The 17,258-nt window shown below is 60.5% G+C and carries 12 protein-coding genes; 5 read left to right on the top strand and 7 right to left on the bottom strand.

Annotation, left to right across the window (positions count from 1 at the left end; translation table 11 throughout):
- Window positions 1–92 precede the first annotated feature (92 nt).
- Genes arcC through LOZ74_RS06010 form a run of 5 tightly spaced genes read right to left on the bottom strand, consistent with a single transcriptional unit; the run spans window position 93 to window position 6,259 of the window.
- The gene (gene arcC, locus LOZ74_RS06030) at window positions 93–1,046 is read right to left on the bottom strand and encodes a carbamate kinase (RefSeq protein ID WP_219148309.1); all 954 of its coding nucleotides are present in this window, start codon (window positions 1,044–1,046) and stop codon (window positions 93–95) included.
- A 4-nt stretch (window positions 1,047–1,050) separates the two neighbouring features.
- On the bottom strand, window positions 1,051–2,052 hold the full coding sequence (argF, locus tag LOZ74_RS06025; RefSeq protein WP_219148307.1) for an ornithine carbamoyltransferase: 1,002 nt from the start codon (window positions 2,050–2,052) through the stop codon (window positions 1,051–1,053).
- 38 nt (window positions 2,053–2,090) lie between these two features.
- Window positions 2,091–3,320, bottom strand: coding sequence for an arginine deiminase (locus LOZ74_RS06020; RefSeq protein WP_219148305.1), 1,230 nt, complete (start codon window positions 3,318–3,320; stop codon window positions 2,091–2,093).
- Window positions 3,321–3,359: 39 nt separating this feature from the next.
- The gene (locus tag LOZ74_RS06015; protein ID WP_230293285.1) at window positions 3,360–4,805 is read right to left on the bottom strand and encodes a YfcC family protein; all 1,446 of its coding nucleotides are present in this window, start codon (window positions 4,803–4,805) and stop codon (window positions 3,360–3,362) included.
- 11 nt (window positions 4,806–4,816) lie between these two features.
- The gene (locus tag LOZ74_RS06010) at window positions 4,817–6,259 is read right to left on the bottom strand and encodes an alginate export family protein (RefSeq protein WP_230293284.1); all 1,443 of its coding nucleotides are present in this window, start codon (window positions 6,257–6,259) and stop codon (window positions 4,817–4,819) included.
- Window positions 6,260–6,608: 349 nt separating this feature from the next.
- On the opposite strand from LOZ74_RS06010, the gene LOZ74_RS06005 reads away from it, so the two are divergent.
- A complete protein-coding gene (locus tag LOZ74_RS06005; protein ID WP_230293283.1) occupies window positions 6,609–7,379 on the top strand; it encodes a slipin family protein in 771 nt (256 codons plus the stop codon).
- Between the two features lie 6 nt (window positions 7,380–7,385).
- A complete protein-coding gene (locus tag LOZ74_RS06000; RefSeq protein ID WP_230293282.1) occupies window positions 7,386–10,142 on the top strand; it encodes an HAD-IC family P-type ATPase in 2,757 nt (918 codons plus the stop codon).
- Between the two features lie 81 nt (window positions 10,143–10,223).
- On the opposite strand, the gene pgk is transcribed toward LOZ74_RS06000, so the two are convergent.
- Window positions 10,224–11,423, bottom strand: a complete 1,200-nt coding sequence (pgk, locus tag LOZ74_RS05995) for a phosphoglycerate kinase (protein WP_230293281.1) — start codon at window positions 11,421–11,423, stop codon at window positions 10,224–10,226.
- A gap of 289 nt (window positions 11,424–11,712) precedes the next feature.
- On the opposite strand from pgk, the gene LOZ74_RS05990 reads away from it, so the two are divergent.
- A complete protein-coding gene (locus LOZ74_RS05990; protein ID WP_230293280.1) occupies window positions 11,713–12,528 on the top strand; it encodes a universal stress protein in 816 nt (271 codons plus the stop codon).
- 44 nt (window positions 12,529–12,572) lie between these two features.
- On the opposite strand, the gene LOZ74_RS05985 is transcribed toward LOZ74_RS05990, so the two are convergent.
- On the bottom strand, window positions 12,573–13,478 hold the full coding sequence (locus LOZ74_RS05985) for a fructose bisphosphate aldolase (protein ID WP_230293279.1): 906 nt from the start codon (window positions 13,476–13,478) through the stop codon (window positions 12,573–12,575).
- A 288-nt stretch (window positions 13,479–13,766) separates the two neighbouring features.
- Between LOZ74_RS05985 and LOZ74_RS05980 the strand changes: the two genes are divergently transcribed.
- Both LOZ74_RS05980 and edd read left to right on the top strand, forming a co-directional pair.
- A complete protein-coding gene (locus LOZ74_RS05980) occupies window positions 13,767–15,344 on the top strand; it encodes an AarF/ABC1/UbiB kinase family protein (RefSeq protein WP_230293278.1) in 1,578 nt (525 codons plus the stop codon).
- 70 nt (window positions 15,345–15,414) lie between these two features.
- On the top strand, window positions 15,415–17,229 hold the full coding sequence (gene edd / locus LOZ74_RS05975; protein WP_230293277.1) for a phosphogluconate dehydratase: 1,815 nt from the start codon (window positions 15,415–15,417) through the stop codon (window positions 17,227–17,229).
- Window positions 17,230–17,258: the final 29 nt, after the last annotated feature.

Genomic DNA, 17,258 nt, shown 5'->3' with positions numbered 1-17,258 from the left:
ATCAATCGGCTTCGTGCTATGTTGCGGTCATCGCATCGCTCGCGTTTGGCGACCACGGTCGGGCTACCTTAGGCGCGCTGGATCACCGATCGTCAACGCTCCTCCGACGGATCGGGATCCGCAAACTCGATGCCACTGCCTTGCATACTGATCGTCGTTCCGCGATCGCCGTTGACGACCGCCTGCAGATCGCTCAGCGCGCCGATTGCAGCTTTCTTTCCGGTCGCTGCAGCGAAATTGCAGGCCGCACGCACTTTTGGGCCCATAGAACCTGCGGGAAAGGCACCAAGATCGACCGCGTCGGGCGAAGCCGAGCGGATGGCGCGCTGACCGGCCTTGCCCCAATTGAGATACACTGCATCGACATCGGTGGCCATCACCAGCAGGTCGGCTTCGAGGTCTCGTGCCAGCAGCTCGCTGGCAAAATCCTTGTCAATCACAGCTTCTACGCCGGCATAATGTCCATCCGGACCCTCGGCGACCGGGATCCCCCCACCCCCGGCGCAGATGACGATCGCCGCCTTCTCAATAAGCCATTGGATCGGTTCGCGTTCGACGATGCTTTTGGGGGTGGGTGATGCGACAACACGGCGCCAACTGTCACCATCCTGCTTCATCGCCCATCCCTTCTCCTCTGCAAGGCGCAGAGCATGGTCCTGGTCATAGATCGGCCCGACAAACTTAGTCGGCTCGTCAAAGGCCGGGTCGTGGGGGTCGACTTCGACCATGGTCAGAATCGTGGCGAGCTGTTGGCTGGCGGGGAGGAGGTTCTTGAGCTCCTGCTCGATGATGTAGCCGATCATGCCTTCCGTCTGGGCGCCGAGCACATCGAGCGGAAACGCCTCGTCAGGCTTGTAAGCGGCACCTTGCAAGGCGAGCAGGCCGACTTGAGGTCCATTGCCGTGCGAGATGATGAGTTCGTGCTCCACGGCGAGCGGCGCAAGCGCGGCCGCAGCAATACGGACGTTCGCGCGCTGGTTTTCCGCGGTAAGTGGTTCGCCGCGTTTCAGGAGCGCGTTTCCACCCAGAGCGACGACGATGCGCATGGCGTCAGGTCCCGATCGTGGCGACAAGGATCGCCTTGATGGTATGAAGCCGGTTCTCGGCCTGTTCGAACTGAATTCCGGCCGCCGATTCGAAGACTTCGTCGGTGACTTCCATTTCGGCAATACCGTGGGCCTCGAAGATCTCCTTTCCGACCTTCGTTTCGGTGTTGTGGAAGGCAGGAAGGCAATGCATGAACTTTGCTGCGGCGTTGCCGGTTGCCTGCATGAGTGCGGTGTTTACCTGGTAAGGTGAAAGCAGCTCAATGCGTTCCTGCCAGACGTCTTCGGGCTCCCCCATCGAAACCCAGACATCGGTATTGACGAAGTCGCAGCCCTCCACCGCCTCGACGGGATCCTCGGTCAGTGTAAGCCGCGCGCCATATTGGTCGGCAAATGCTCTGGCAGGCTGCAAATAGTCATCGCTCGGCCAGAGGCTCTTGGGCGCGCCGATCCGTACATCCATGCCCATCAGGCAGCCTGCAATCATGAGCGAATGCCCCATGTTGCTCCGGGCGTCGCCGACAAAGGCGTAAGAGATGTCGCCAAGCGGCTTGTCGGCATGCTCGCGCATCGTCATCAGATCAGCCAGCATCTGCGTGGGATGGAATTCGTCGGTCAGACCGTTGAACACCGGCACGCCGGCATGGGCGGCGAGTTCCTCGACCTTCTCCTGCGCAAAACCGCGATACTCGATCGCGTCGTACATGCGGCCGAGCACACGAGCCGTGTCTTTCATCGACTCCTTATGGCCGATTTGGGAACCCGTCGGCCCGAGGTACGTGACCCCTGCCCCCTGGTCCATGGACGCAACTTCGAAAGCGCACATTGTACGTGTCGACGCCTTCTCGAAGATCAGGCAGATGTTCTTGCCCTTGAGATGCTGCTGCTCGGTACCGGCATATTTCGCGCGCTTGAGATCGCGCGACAGGTCGAGCAGGTGACGCACCGCCCGCTGGTCGAAGTCGAGCAGTTTCAGGAAACTGCGTCCGTGAAGATTGTAGGCCATAAAATGTCTCGATTGTCGGTATGTCAGGGGAGCGAAAGTTAGAAATCGACCGGGTCGCGCCAGACCGGACAGGTCATGCAGTGGCCACCACCGCGACCCCGCCCGAGCTCGGAGCCTCGGATCGTGATGACCTCGATGCCGGCTTTGCGCAGCAAGGTGTTGGTCGACGTATTGCGATCATAGGCGACGACGACGCCCGGCTCGATCGCGACGACGTTGTTCCCATCGTCCCATTGCTCGCGTTCCTGCGCATAGGCGTCGCCCCCGGTTTCGACGATGGTCAGTTTCTTCTGGCCCAGCGCCTCCGCAGCCAAGGTAAAGAGGTGCTTTTCTTCCTTGCGAAAATCAATCTGGTCAGCACTGTCTCCGGGCCGCAGACTGTAGCATTGGATCTGATCGCACACTTCGACGAAGGCGGTCGCAACATCGCGCTCGCAGTGGGAAAAAACCGTATCGAGGTGCATGGCGCTGCGCGATCGCGGTAGCTGGCAGGCAATAACCCGTTGTGCCGCCTCGCCGCGGAAGAGCGCGCGAGCGACCTGACCCACGGCTTGCGGTGAGGTGCGCTCGCCCATACCGATCAGGACTGTGCCATTGCCCCAAGGCATGACGTCGCCGCCCTCGAGTGTGGCCGGGCCATGGTCAGTGTCCGGATCCCCCCACCATATCTGGTAATCTTCACTCGCAAACAGCGGATGGAATTTGTAGACGGCCGCCACAAGCAGCGTCTCCGGCCGCCGCGCGGGCCAAAACATTGGGTTCAGGGTAAGGCCGTTGCCGATCCAGCAGCTGTTGTCGCGGGGGAACTGCGTGTTCGGGAGCGGCGGGATGACGAACCCGTCCGGGCCGAGATAGCTGCCGAACATGTCATGCGCCTTGAAGGGCAGTTCATGAACGGCAATGCCGCCGATCAGGTGTATGGCGAGCTGGCTGGGTGACATTTCGTCTAGCCAGGCGCGTAGCTCGCTCAGCATGCCAAGCCCGACCTGATCCTCTGAGATCCGCCGGTCGAGAACCCATGCCCGCGCTTCGGGGATCGCGAGGACAGCGCCGAGCAGGTCGTGAAACTCGTAGACTTCGACCCCTCTTGCGCTCATTTTCATACGAAAATCAGCGTGGTCGGTGCGCGCTTCCTGCACCCACAGCACGTCGTCATAGAGAAGCGCGTCGGCATTCGCCGGCGTCAAGCGGGAATGCGCCAGACCCGGTTGGCAGGTGATAACCTTGCGGAGCTTGCCTATTTCGGAATGAACGCCAAATCCGGTCATTGAAGATGTCCTTTTTGCAAATGTTCGAGCAGCTTGGTTTTACCCAAGCGCAGCTGCGAGGCTGAGCGAGCTCATGATCAGCACCGTCAGGATAAGCAGCAGCGGCCACATGAATTTGAGCCACCGCTGATAGGGAACGCCGCCAATGGCGAGCGCGCCCATCACGACAGCGAAAGTAGGGTTGATGAGGTTCACCAGGCCGTTCGCCGACTGGTAGGCGGTGACCACAAGCGCCCGGTCGACCGCGGAGAAATCTGCAAGTGGCGCGAGGATCGGCATGCTTAAGACAGCCAGCCCCGATGATGATGGGACGAGGAAGGACAGACCGACCTCGATCCCGAAGATGGTGTTGATGAAACCAACCGCGCCTAGGCCCGCCAAGGCCTGCTCTCCGCTGTTCAGTATGGTGTCGGTCATTTTACCGGCATCCATGATTACGACGATGCCGCGCGCGATTCCGATAATAAGCGCGACGCCGAGCAAGTCTTTCGCGCCGGCCATGAAGGCATCGATGAATTTCTGCTCTCCCATCCACCCAACAACGCCAACCAGGATCGATGCCGCAATGAAAAGCGCCGACATCTTGTCCATCCACCAGCCTTGTGAGGCGACGCCCCAGATCATGATACCGAATGTCGCCGCGAAAATGATCAGGGTCAGGACCTGCGTTCTGCTCAGCGGCGCCTGTGCGTCATGGCCGTCACTCGCGAACCGCGCGGCGATCGCTGCGCTCTCGTCGGCAACGATCGATCTCGACGGATCGGCACGCACCTTGAGCGCGTAGCGGACCACATAAGCCGAACAGATCGCCCATCCACTCACCAGGATAAAGACGCGCAGGCCCAGTCCGGAGGTGAACGGCACTCCTGCCGCGTTGGCGGCTATGACCGTCGCGAACGGATTGATGGTCGATCCCAGGACACCGACGCCTGCGCCGAGGAGAATGACCGCAACCGCAACGACGGCGTCGAAGCGGGCCGCGAGCATGACGGGAATAAGTAGTCCGTAAAATGCGAGCGATTCTTCGGCCATGCCGTAGGTCGTCCCACCGGCGGCAAACACTGCCATCAGGATGGGAATCATCCAGACCTCTCTTCCCTTCAGCGCTCCCATTGACCGTTCGATGGCGCGGTCAATCGCCCCGGTTCGCGTGACGACGCCGAGGAAGCCGCCGATGATGATCACGAAAAGCGCGACATCGATGGCCTGGGCTTCATAGGTTTCGGGATTGTAGAACCCGGCGATCGGCGCCAGCAGTACGTCGAATATGCCCTGCGGGTTCGCGTCTACGGTTTCGTAAGTTCCGGGGACCGGGACCGAGCGCCCCAGTTCGGCATTCTCAATCCGCTCATATTGGCCTGCCGGAATGACCCAGCTGCCCGCGGCGACCAATGCGATGAGGGCAAAGAGAATTGTATACGCGGTGGGAAATTTGAAGCGCCTGGAGCTGGAGGGTGACCCGTGCGCAGCGGCAGTGTCCGACATGATCATACCTCCTAGAAAGAAACCGAAGCGTAAAGCATGACGTGCGACCAGGTGCCGGATCCGCCGGTGAGCTGCTTCGCTCCCTCGCCAGGCACTAGAACCGCGCCAGCGAGGGACAGAAACAGGCGATCGGTCGCCTGCCAGTCGATGAAGACGTCGAACTCGTTGCCGAATGCCGCGTCTGTGACGCCCAGCTGTCCCGGCTCATCGAGTGAGATATTGAGCCAGGATGCGGTGAGTGCGAGGCTCTCGGTGAGTGTCGCTGTTCCCTTTACCATATGGGTTTTTTGGTTGGAGTTGGCGAAGATCCAGTTGCCGGTGATCTCGCCCTGGTACCATTGCCCATAATCGGTGAACCCGTATGCCAGCGGGATGAATTCCTCATTCTTCAGCGTTGCGGGATCGTCGCCCGTGACCTCCGCGTAGCGGTAGGTGAGCGTCGGGTTCAGAGGCAGGCTATCGAAACCGTAGTCGCCCTGTAGGTACCACCCTTTGCCGTCGTAGAAACCGGCCCCGCTCTGCACGGCATATTCGCCTGAAAAGGTGAGCTGGTCGGTAACCTTTGCAGACCCGCGAAAATCATATGCCTTGAGGTTTTCGGCGGTGCCAGCGGTCACCGGGTCATCGAAATGCGCGACCTCAATGTAGGTAGCGCCGATCGACACCTCTTCGGCAAGCTCATACTCGACATTGGCGCCGACGACATGTGCACGAATGCCGCTTCGCCCGGGATTATTGCCTAAATAGAAGCCTTCAAGCAGGAGGTCGCCTGTCTTGACGCGGAGCAAGGCGCTGCCGCGCGAGGCCGATCGTGCACCAAGGTAGAAACCTCCGCGGTCGCCCCCGTCGCGGCCACCGTCCTTGATCAGGAAACCTGTTCCGATCTGGTAGTCGAAATCACCGCCGAAGATCTCAATTGTGTCGTTGGGACCAATCTCGGTCTTCCAGCCCACATAGAGTTTCTCGAGCGTCGTCGCGCCGGGATCGTCGAAACCCACGGCAAGGCCGTCGGCGCTCTCGCCGTAGGTCTTTGTCGTGACGGTCGAGACACCCGCCGAAAGCTCACCGCCAAGGACATTGCGAACGGTCAGGTAAAGCTGGGGTTCGAACGCGAGTTCTGCCCAGCTGTCGGTGTCAGCCCCGATATTGGTTTCCGGCTCGCCGAACCAGGAATTGTTCTGCGTGAAGACAACAGCCGTCGCATCGGCGGCAACGTCTAGGGAGACATCGTCGCTCTCATAGACTGTTGTCTGCGCGGCTGCTGGTGTGGCCGCCGCTACAGCAACAGCCGCTGCGATGAGCGAGCCTGACGCCGCGCTTGCGCGGGGGGCAAGCAGAGGCTTCCCGCTTCGCTTCTGATGGTTTTCGCATCCAGAATTGTGCACTTCTTGATCCCTTTGTCGTCTCGCAAGCCTTTCCGAAAGCGTGCTTGGAATGATCGCCCCGGCCGACATGCGAAGCCGCGATGATGTGCGACGCCGTGATTGGGCCTTGCATCATCAGACGGCAGCCAGGCCGACACATTACGATTAAGAGGCAAGCAACCTGCGGATTCTTCGACAATGAAGAGCTGCCGCGATCCTCGAAGATTCCAGGCGATCAAACCCTGCCATCGCGGTGAACTTGGATTCGATAGCGCGCGATGCCGGCTTCCCGCGCGCGTCGAGCGGAACTGTAATCAGCAGGTCGGCTGCTCGTCCTTAAAGGCATCCGGAGGGCGCTTCTCGTGTCTTTTCCAGAGCGGGCCGATGGCGCGAGGCCGTGCCGAATGCTCGGCGATCGCAACCTCGAAAGGAGGGCATCATGATAAGCAATTCCACCCTAATCCTTGGCACCATATTTATCGCCGTGCTGCTTGCAGCGAGCTCCATCAGGATCCTGCGCGAGTATGAGCGCGCCGTGCTTTTCACGCTCGGTCGATTCACCGGCGTCAAAGGGCCGGGGCTCATCCTTGTCTTTCCCTTTATCCAGACCATCGCGCGGGTCGATATGCGAACCGTTGTGCTCGATGTGCCTACCCAGGATCTCATTTCGCGGGACAATGTTTCGGTGCACGTGAATGCCGTCATCTATTTTCGCGTTATCGATCCCGAGCGCGCGATCATCCAGGTCGAACAGTTCGTCGACGCTACCAGCCAGCTTGCGCAGACGACCTTGCGTTCCGTGCTTGGGAAGCACGAACTCGATGAACTGCTCGCCGAGCGCGACAAGCTCAACAAGGATATTCAGGATATTATCGACACGCACACCAACGCATGGGGAATCGAGGTTGCCAACGTCGAGATCAAGCATGTCGATATCGATGAAACCATGGTTCGGGCCATGGCGAAGCAGGCCGAGGCCGAGCGCGAACGGCGGGCACGGGTGATCAACGCCGAAGGCGAAGAGCAGGCAGCGCAGAAGCTCCACGAAGCGGCCGAAATCCTTTCCAGTCGGCCCGAAGCGATGCAATTGCGTTACCTCGGCGCGCTGGGGACGATCGCCGGCGAAAAGAGTTCGACCATCGTGTTCCCTTTTCCGGTCGAGTTCGGGCGGTTCTTCGAAAACTTCTCCAGCAAAAATGCAGCGGACTGATTTCGCATGTCGGCGGATCCACCGGGCCGGCCAACAATTTCGAATGCACACGCACAAGAGGCCGACTATGTCGCCGACATTCTCGGCGCCACGTCGGATGGGCTCTGCAGCGAACTAGCGGCTGATCGGCTGCGGGCATTCGGACCTAACCGGCCGCGCATCGTGCAAAAGCCCAGCATCGTCCGCCGCTTTCTGTCGCACTTCAACAATATTCTTATCTATGTGCTGCTCGTTGCTGCGGCGATCACGTCTGTTCTCGGACACCTTATCGACACGATCGTCATCCTCGCGGTCGTCATCGTGAACGCCGTCATCGGCCTTGCCCAAGAAGGACGGGCTGAGCAGGCAATGACGAAGATCCAGCAAATGCTCGCGCCGCATGCTGCCGTAATACGCGATGGAAAGCGGCTCGATATCAGCAGCGAAGAGCTTGTCCTCGGCGATCTGGTGCTGCTCGAAGCTGGCGACCGCGTTCCTGCCGACCTCAGGCTCGTCGAAGCTTACGGCCTCCAAGCTCAGGAGGCGGTCTTGACCGGCGAGTCCCTCCCCGTCGAGAAGGGCCCGGCTCCTGTCGCAATGGACGCATCTTTGGGCGACCGGTCATCGCTCGCGTTCAGCGGTACATTGGTGACCGCCGGTCAAGGACGGGGCATCGTTATCGCGACTGCCGAAGAAACCGAGATCGGTCGGATAAGCGGAATGCTGGCGGACGTTAGAACGCTGACGACGCCGCTCGTGGAGCAAATGAACGGCTTTGCCAGATGGCTGACTCTTCTCATCCTCCTGATCGCCGCAACGCTGCTTGCCTTCGGCTATTATGTCGCAAACCTGGAATTTTCCGAGGTCTTCATGGCCATCGTCGGCCTTTCGGTCTCTGCGATCCCGGAGGGTTTGCCTGCGGTGCTGACGATAACTCTGGCGATCGGTGTGCAGGCCATGGCAAGGCGGAATGCGATTGTGCGGCGCTTGCCCGCAATCGAAACGCTCGGCTCTGTTTCCATTATTTGCACCGACAAGACCGGTACCTTGACCCGCAACGAAATGATGGCGGCATCGGTCGCACTCGCCGACCAGACATTCTCAATTGCCGGCGAGGGGTACGGACCTGAAGGTGAAATCTCTAACGAACACGCCTCCGATGACCCTGCTTATAGCGAGGCGCTGTCTGAACTTGCGCTGGTCGCGGCGCTTTGCAACGACGCGGAGCTCAACGAGACTGGAGGAAGCTGGACCGTCAGCGGTGACCCGATGGAGGGTGCCCTGCTGGCCCTCGCGATCAAGGCTGGGGGGGCGTTGGAGCCCCTGACGCGGGAATGGTTTCGCAGCGATGCCATACCATTTGACGCGCGATACCGTTTTATGGCGACCCTGCAGCACAAGCGGAATGGTCCAGGTCTGATCACCACAAAAGGTGCGCCCGAACAGGTGCTCTCGATGTGCCTCTCCCAGCGCTCCGCTACCGGCGACGCCGTAGAGCTCGACAGGGATTACTGGCGTATGCGCATCGATGAATTAAGTGCGCGGGGACAGCGCGTTCTTGCGCTCGCTACACGCGTCGCCAGGCCCGCCGAGCACAAACTCCCGCCGGCAGAGTTCCTGGGCGAACTCGTTTTGCTCGGGCTGGTCGGTCTCATCGATCCCCCACGCCCTTCGGCGGTCGCCGCGATCGCCGAGTGCCGCGCAGCAGGCATCCGGGTAAAAATGATTACGGGTGATCATGCCGGCACCGCAGCCGCCATTGGCAGGCAGGTGGGTCTCGAACATCCGGATTTTGTGCTCACTGGCACCGATCTTGACGCGCTGACCGACCACGAACTGGCTGCTGCGGTTCTCGAGACGGACATTTTCGCCAGAACAAATCCCGGCCACAAGCTGCGGCTCGTTGAAGCGCTGCAATCGCGCGGTCTGACGATTGCGATGACAGGGGACGGCGTGAATGATGCGCCCGCGCTGAAACGGGCCGATGCCGGCATCGCAATGGGGCGTAGCGGAAGCGAGGCGGCGAAAGAGGCTGCGGACATCGTCCTCGCTGACGATGACTTTGCCTCCATCGCTGCAGCGGTTCGGGAAGGAAGGACAGTCTATGACAACATCAAGAAGGTCATCAGCTGGACGCTCCCCACCAATGGCGGCGAAGCGCTGACCATAATCATCACGATTCTGCTCGGCCTCACGCTTCCGATCACGCCCATTCAAATCCTCTGGATCAATCTGGTGACGGCCACCACGCTGGGGATCGCGCTTGCCTTTGAACCGACCGAAGAAGATACGATGTTGAGGCCGCCGCGACCAAGAGCCGAACCGATCTTGAACGGCACCCTGGCCTGGCAGATAATTTTCGCCTCGCTGCTCATTTCCGCTGGGGTTTTCGGCGTGTTCGCTTATGCGATTGAGCAGCAATATGAGCTGGAATTGGCCCGTACGCTCGCGCTCAACATGCTCGCTATCATGGAAATTTTCTATCTCTTCTACGTACGTAACATTTATGGATCATCGCTCACCTGGACGGCAGTAAGGGGCACCAAGGCGGTGTGGCTCACTGTGATAGCCGTGTTCGCCGCGCAATTGGGCATTACTTACGCGCCGCCCCTCCAGGTGGTCTTTGCAACACGCCCGGTTCCGTTTGCCGATGGCGTGCTACTCTTTGCCATAGGCACGGTGTTCTTTGCGGCCCTGGAACTGGAAAAACGACTGCGCTTGAACTTAAGGGCAATGGGCCAAACGGCGCATCGGCAAGAGTTTGGCGGGTCCAATACCCAGTGATCGGGAGTGGTTCGCCGCAGCCCCGTTTCGACATATATCCCGCTGGAAGAGCGCCGAACCCAGATACCGCTCAAGGCCCAGTCAGGTAAGGACCTGCAGACCGGGAAGCGCGATGCCGGCGACCCATTCGAGAAATGCGCCGCCTCCAGTCGACACGTGGGTCAGATCCGCAGTCAGACCGCTCTTGTTGAGGGCCGCAAGAGTGTCACCGCCACCGGCAAGCGAGATCAGCGATCCCTTTCGTGTCAGCTCGGCGGCCGCCTGGGCGATCGCGAAAGTCGATGTCTCGAAAGGAGGTGTCTCGAATGCACCGAGCGGGCCATTCCAGATGAGAAGCTGCGAGGTTCGCAGCACGTCAACAGTTTTCGCGACTGTGCGGGGTCCCAGGTCAAGGATCATCTCATCGGCGGCGACATCTTCGACCAGGGTCGTGCGCAGCGAAACGGGATGCGGTGTCAGTTCCCTGGCTACCACGACATCCTCGGGCAGATGGATCTGGCACTTTCCCTGACTGGCACTCTTCAGAATTCGTAGCGCTGCATCCTCGAGATTCCGCTCGGCGAGCGATTTCCCGATTGGCTTCTTCAGCGCAGCGAGAAAGGTGTTCGCCATCGCTCCGCCAATGATGAGGTTATCGACTTTCGTGCTGAGCTGCTCGAGGACGTCGAGCTTGCTCGAGATCTTGGCACCGCCGATGATCGCGGTGGAAGGTTCCCGCCCGTGCCCGATCGCCTCTTGCAACGCCCCGAGCTCGTCTTGCAGGGCGCGGCCCATATAGCTCGGCAGCAGTCTTGCTACACCCACCGTCGATGCATGCGCCCGGTGCGAGGCCGAGAACGCATCGTTGACATAAAAATCCGCAAGGTCGGCCATCGCGCTTGCAAGCTCGGGACCGTTGCTTTCCTCGCCTGCGTAGAAACGGGTGTTTTCCAGTAGAGCAACATCGCCCGCCTCCAGCTCGGAAACCGCGCGCTTCGCTCCCGCGCCTGTCCAGTCTTCGAGAAAATGAACCTCGTCACCGAGCAGGGAGCTGTAGGCTTGGGCGACCGGCGCGAGCGAAAATGCCGCGGTCGGTTTTCCTTTGGGCCGCCCGAGATGCGAAAGCAAGAGGACCACCGCGCCGCGCCTTCTGAGCGCCATCACCGTTGGCAAGCTTGCTCGCAAGCGCGTATCATCACCGACCGCGCCGTCTTCTCCGATCGGAACATTGAAGTCGACCCGGACCAGCGCGACTTGGCCAGCGATTTCGCCTAGATCATCGAGGGTTTGCGGAACCGACATACGACTATTGCTCCTTGCTGCAGAAATGGTGCGAAGTCGCGGCTCAACTGCGCGCACTTCCCTCCATTAGGGACGGAACGGCGCGCGAAGGCTTACATGGCAGCCATCCCATAGAGAAAGGAAGTGCGGAAAAGTGTAAGTCGCGCGGCCTTCCAGCGTCCTTTTGGGTCAGGTCCCGCGGGGGCGAACGCAACGCATCTGCAAAAAAGATTGGCCTGATATGCGACACGCCATCGGAGCTCCGGGCGGTTTGCCGGACACTGCGAGGTTGCAGGAAAGGAATGAGACAATGAAAACAGTGCTGCTGCACGTCAATCGCGACGCCGGACAGGACAGCCGCCTGGCCGCTGCGGTCGATCTCGTGCGAGATCACAAGGGCTTCCTCATTTGTCTGCAAGCCACAAGCTGGAATTCCTATGTCTTTATCGGTGATCCGTATGGTGCAAGCTATATTTCGCCTGAAGCGTTGCAATCGGTTCGCGATGCGGAAAATGAAGACCGCCAATTGATCGAGAGCCGCCTGGCGCAAGAAGGCGTTGAGTGGGAATGGCGCCGCGTCGAGGGTTCCGCCGGACAGGCGCTGGCTGCGCACGCGACGCTGGCCGATCTGGTGGTCATTAGTCAGCCTGAGCAGAAAGATGCCGTTCTGCCGCGAGCCGCGCCGCTCGCCGCCGATCTCGTCGTTCATATCCAGTCTCCCTCGCTCGTCGTACCGCTCGAGGGAAAGCGGTTCGCGCCTAGGGGGAACGCGATCATTGCGTGGAATGGATCCGCCGAAGCCGGGCATGCCGTTCGCTTGAGCCGATCACTCTTGCGCGATGCTGCTGAGGTCCACATCGTAACCGTCAGCGAGGACAAAGAAGGTTCGTCGCCGGACGAACTTGCGCAATATCTTGCACGACACGGCATCGAAGCGCAGACCCGGCGGCAACCCGCCGAAGATGCATCGATCTCTGAAGCGTTGGTGGCTGCGGCGAACGATCTTGGAGCGGCTTACATCGTGCTCGGTGCCTATGGGCACTCGCGTATCCGGGAAACAATACTCGGTGGGGTAACCCAGGAGATGATCCTGCAAAGCCCGATTCCAATGATTCTCGCGCATTAGAGCGGAATAGGCAGAACGGACATGCGACCTGGTCGACTGGTGATTTATCGATCGGCCAAACGCTTGACTGTCGAAGCCCGGTAGATGCGCTCGACGGCGCTCCCGAGCACGTCGTTGAATTCCTGATCTTGCATAGGTGCCCGCAAATCCTGCAGCAGAGCCCGGCTGAAGCTCGCGATCATCCCGCGGTTTCTTTCGAGTGCGGCGCAAGCGGCATCCTGGGAGAGCCCACCCGAAAGGGCGAGCACCCGCGCGCAGCTGGGATGGGCAACGAGGGGCGCGTAAAGCCCGTCCGAAACCGGTAGCGAGAGTTTCAGTACCACACGGCGGCCATAGGCTTGCCCATCGAGCGCATTGCTGAGTTCGGCAAGAAGGATTCTCTCGCACTCTTCGCGCGTTGCACTTGCGATATTCACTTCCGGTTCGATAATCGGCACAAGTCGCTGGTCAAGGACATGGTTGGCCAGCTCGAATTGCTGGCGCACGACGTCGCCGATCCCCTGGTGCGATGCGACGTTGATCACCGAACGCATCTTGGTGCCAAGAACGGCCCTTGAGCGTGCCCGAGACAGCAGACTTTCGAGATCCGGCATGGGTTTCATAAGCTGGACGCCGCCCGTGTCTTTCTCCAACCCTTGGTCGATCTTGACGAAGGACACGATCCCCCGCCGCCAGAGAAACTCTGGCACCGGTACGGTGTCAATCTGCGCATCCATAGTGCGCTCGAAAAGGATGACGCCAAGCACCCTTCGCCCATCGATGCATGGGGCTTTCATGATCCGCACGCGCAATTCATGGATAAGCGCAAACATCTCATCCTTGCCGGAATACCGGTCCGCGCCGATGCCGAAGGCCTGAAGGGCAGCAGGTGTCGAGCCGCCGGACTGGTCGAGGGCCGCGACAAAGCCGGCACCACCCACAAGCTGCGCCATCATTTCCGCATTTTTCATGGGGTCTCCCCAGCTCCAGTTTTTGCAAACGCGACCGCTCGACGCGGCCACGAATAATATCGTCAATGCGTAGAGAATGGACGCCTTTGGCAGCGCTTGATTACAAACGGCGCCACCGGCGAGCAGAGCTTGGGTGGCAATACCCCTCGGTCAGTGAAGCAACTTCGCCGCGCGGGTTCTCCTTCTCGGGTCAGCCCCGCACAGTAATCCACCCGCGTTTCGAGCGTCCAATCATGGTGAGGACGCGAGAGGTCAGGGCGGGCTATGATAATCCGGGGAATTCAGATCATGTGGGCAGCAACCCGGCTCCTACTGGATGTGCTGAGCGCAATGATGCTGAATCGGATGGGGTTCGGTCGGCGCATGACCACGCTTCCACAAAGGACGACGCGGCGTCTCGAAAATCTCGGCCCGACCTTCACCAAGCTCGGACAGGCGCTGAGCGAGCGGCGCGATCTGTTGGATGCGAACTGGGCCGCGAGCCTCTCGAAGCTGCAAAGCAAGGCCGCTCCTTTCCCTGCCGACGAAGCAATAAGGATCATCGAACAGGCATTGGCTGCGGACACCAAAACGGTCTTTGCCGGTTTTGAGCGGGACCCTCTGGCTGCGGGATCGGTAGCCCAGGTCCACGCGGCGCGGCTGCATGACGGACGCGAGGTGGTTGTCAAGGTTCTCCGCCCCAGAGTGGGCGAGCAAATTGCGAGAGACATGCGTATCCTGCTCGCCTTGGTGTATCTGTTTCAGCACGTCATACCTGCGCTGAGACGTCATCGTGCGGCGGCGGTCGCGCAGGAGCTTGCGCACAATCTGCGCAGAGAAACCGATCTGACGCTGGAAGCACGCAATATTCGCCTGTTCGCCCGCGCTTTCGCTGATTCCAAGACGATATACATTCCCAATGTCGTCGATGAACTGTCGACGACATTGGTCATTACGCAGGAGCGCAGCATGGGCGCGCCGCTGGATGAGCACGCAGCGCTCGATCGTGACAATACGCTCACCGAGACTTTCATCGATTTCTATCTGCGACAGTTTTTCGTTCTTGGTGCCTTTCATGCCGACCCGCATCCGGGAAATTTTTTGACTATGTCTGACGGGCGTCTGTGCGTGCACGATTTCGGAGCCGTTGGCAGGCTCGACGTTCGCACCCGCGAGGCTCTGCTCGGTTTTGTAACAGCGTTCGTCCATCTCGATTCCGAATGGCTCACCGATGCCGCGGTCGACCTTGGCATCCTTGCGGTCGACGCCGACCGCGCGACGATGACACGCGGAGTTGACGGTATTCTGGCGGACCTGCAGGGCGCCGCCATTACGGAATGGTCTCTGGCCAAGACCATGATCGATATCGGACGCCTGTCGGGGCACAGGACACTCAGCTTGCCGCCGCATCTGGCCGCCTTGGTCCGCACTGTGTTTACGGCGGAAAGCACACTGCGTAAGCTCAACCCCGAGGCGGACCTGCTGCTTGTTCTGCAGGCGACCGGAAACCGGTTGCTCGCAGAGCGACGCAGCGCGGCTATCGGCAATCTCCATACCCCCCGGCTCGAATGGGAAATCGCCCGATTGGTCCGGCGGGCGCCCACAATCGGCGCCGGGTGGCTACAAAGGGAAGCCGCCGGGGCGGCGGGGCATCCGAGCGGATCTCTCGCCCCTGGAAACGGGCTTGACCATGCTGTCAGGCAGGTCGCCTTGGCAATTGCCGCGCTCGGCAGCTACCTCGCCTCGGCAGCGCTGATGCTGGCCGATCGGGGTCCGCGAGTGCTCGGCGATATTCCTCTTCCGGCAGCCATCTTCCTTGCAGCGGCCCTCCTGCTGACCATTCAAATCCTCATCCAGTCGCGCCGTCAAAGCGAGCAACAACAATGAGGGAAATGCACAGTCAGGCAGCGCGCGCCACGACTACTGGCATTCCCCAAACGTCCCGGAGGGACCGCGCATGAACCCTGTCGTCGAAGCCGTTACTGCCCGTATTGCCAACCGTTCGAAGCGGCGACGCGACGCCTATCTCGCCTTCATTGATCGTCAGCGGGATGCCGACACGCGCCGCGGCGCGCTTTCATGCAGCAATCTGGCGCACGCTTTTGCCGCATCGGGCGAGGACAAGCAGACCATCGCGGGTGCTAAGGCGATTAATATCGGAGTGGTCACCGCTTATAACGACATGCTCTCCGCGCATGCGCCGTATTATCGCTATCCCGAGCAAATCAAGATTTTCGCCCGCGAGGTCGGCGCGACAGCGCAGGTTGCGGGCGGCGCACCGGCGATGTGCGATGGCGTCACCCAAGGGCAGGACGGCATGGAGCTCTCGCTGTTCAGCCGCGATACAATCGCGCTCGCCACTGCGGTTGGGCTCAGTCACGCGATGTTCGAAGGCGCACTCTTGCTCGGTATCTGCGACAAGATCGTGCCGGGCTTGTTGATCGGCATGCTCCGTTTCGGACATCTGCCTGCGATCCTCGTGCCCGCCGGGCCGATGCCATCAGGTCTCCCAAACCGGGAAAAGGCGCGCATCCGCCAGCTCTTCGCCGAAGGAAAGATCGGGCATGACGAACTGCTCGAAGCCGAGAGCGCCTCCTATCACGCCCCCGGCACCTGCACCTTTTACGGTACCGCCAATTCCAACCAGATGATGATGGAGGTGATGGGCCTCCACGTGCCGGGCGCTGCATTTGTCAATCCTGGCACGAAGCTGAGGCAGCAACTTACGCGCGCGGCAGTGCACAGGATTGCCGAGATCGGATCTGAAGGCAGTGATTACCGTCCGCTAGCGCGTTGCATCGACGAAAAGGCGATCGTCAATGCTGCCGTGGGCCTGCTCGCAACCGGCGGCTCGACCAACCACACCATTCATCTGCCCGCCATCGCCCGTGCCGCTGGCCTGGAGATCGACTGGAGCGATTTTGAGGAGTTGGGCACGGTCGTTCCGCTCATGGCGCGGATTTATCCGAATGGCGCTGCCGATGTGAACGACTTCCAAGCGGCAGGCGGAATGGCCTTTGTCATCCGCGAACTCCTCGATGCAGGTTTGCTTCACCCAGATGTCCTGACCGTCTGGAAGGACGATCTTGGCGCCTATGCAATGCAGCCGGCATTGGATGGTGATGAACTTGTATGGCGCCGCGCTGCAACAAAAAGCCGCGACGAAAGCATTTTGAGAACCGCTCAGGCGCCGTTTTCGCTCGATGGCGGGATCCGGCTCCTCACCGGCAATCTCGGTCGCTGTGTCATGAAGACGAGCGCAGTCGCCCCCGAACGCTGGACAATCGAGGCGCCGGTGCGGATCTTCCCGGACCAGGATCACGTGCTACGCGCATTCGAGGCGGGGGAGATCGACCGCGACATGGTGATCGTCGTGCGTTTTCAGGGGCCGCGCGCGAACGGGATGCCCGAACTGCATAAGCTCATGCCAGCTTTGGGCGTCCTTCAGGACCGCGGGCTCAGCATCGGGCTTGTTTCGGACGGGCGCATGTCGGGTGCTTCGGGCAAGGTGCCCGCGGCAATCCATGTCTGGCCCGAAGCGCATGCTGGTGGTCCGCTCGCGCGCTTGCGCGACGGCGACGTGGTGCGCCTGTCGGGGAATAACGGCGTGATAGAAGCCCTAGTTGACGAGAAAGAATGGAACCAACGCGAATGTGCTCTGCCGCCGCCGGAAGAACAAGGGCTGGGCCGTGAGCTCTTTGCCATGATGCGCCTGCACGCCGACGAGGCTGAAAAAGGCGGGTCAGCAATGCTGGCACTGGCGGGGCTTTAGCGCGGTGAAAGCGAGCACTCCAGGAAAGC

The organism is Croceicoccus sp. Ery5 (assembly GCF_020985325.1).
Lineage (GTDB): Bacteria > Pseudomonadota > Alphaproteobacteria > Sphingomonadales > Sphingomonadaceae > Croceicoccus.
The sequence above is the reverse complement of the archived record's forward strand: the minus strand, read 5'-3'. Positions and strand labels throughout refer to the sequence as shown.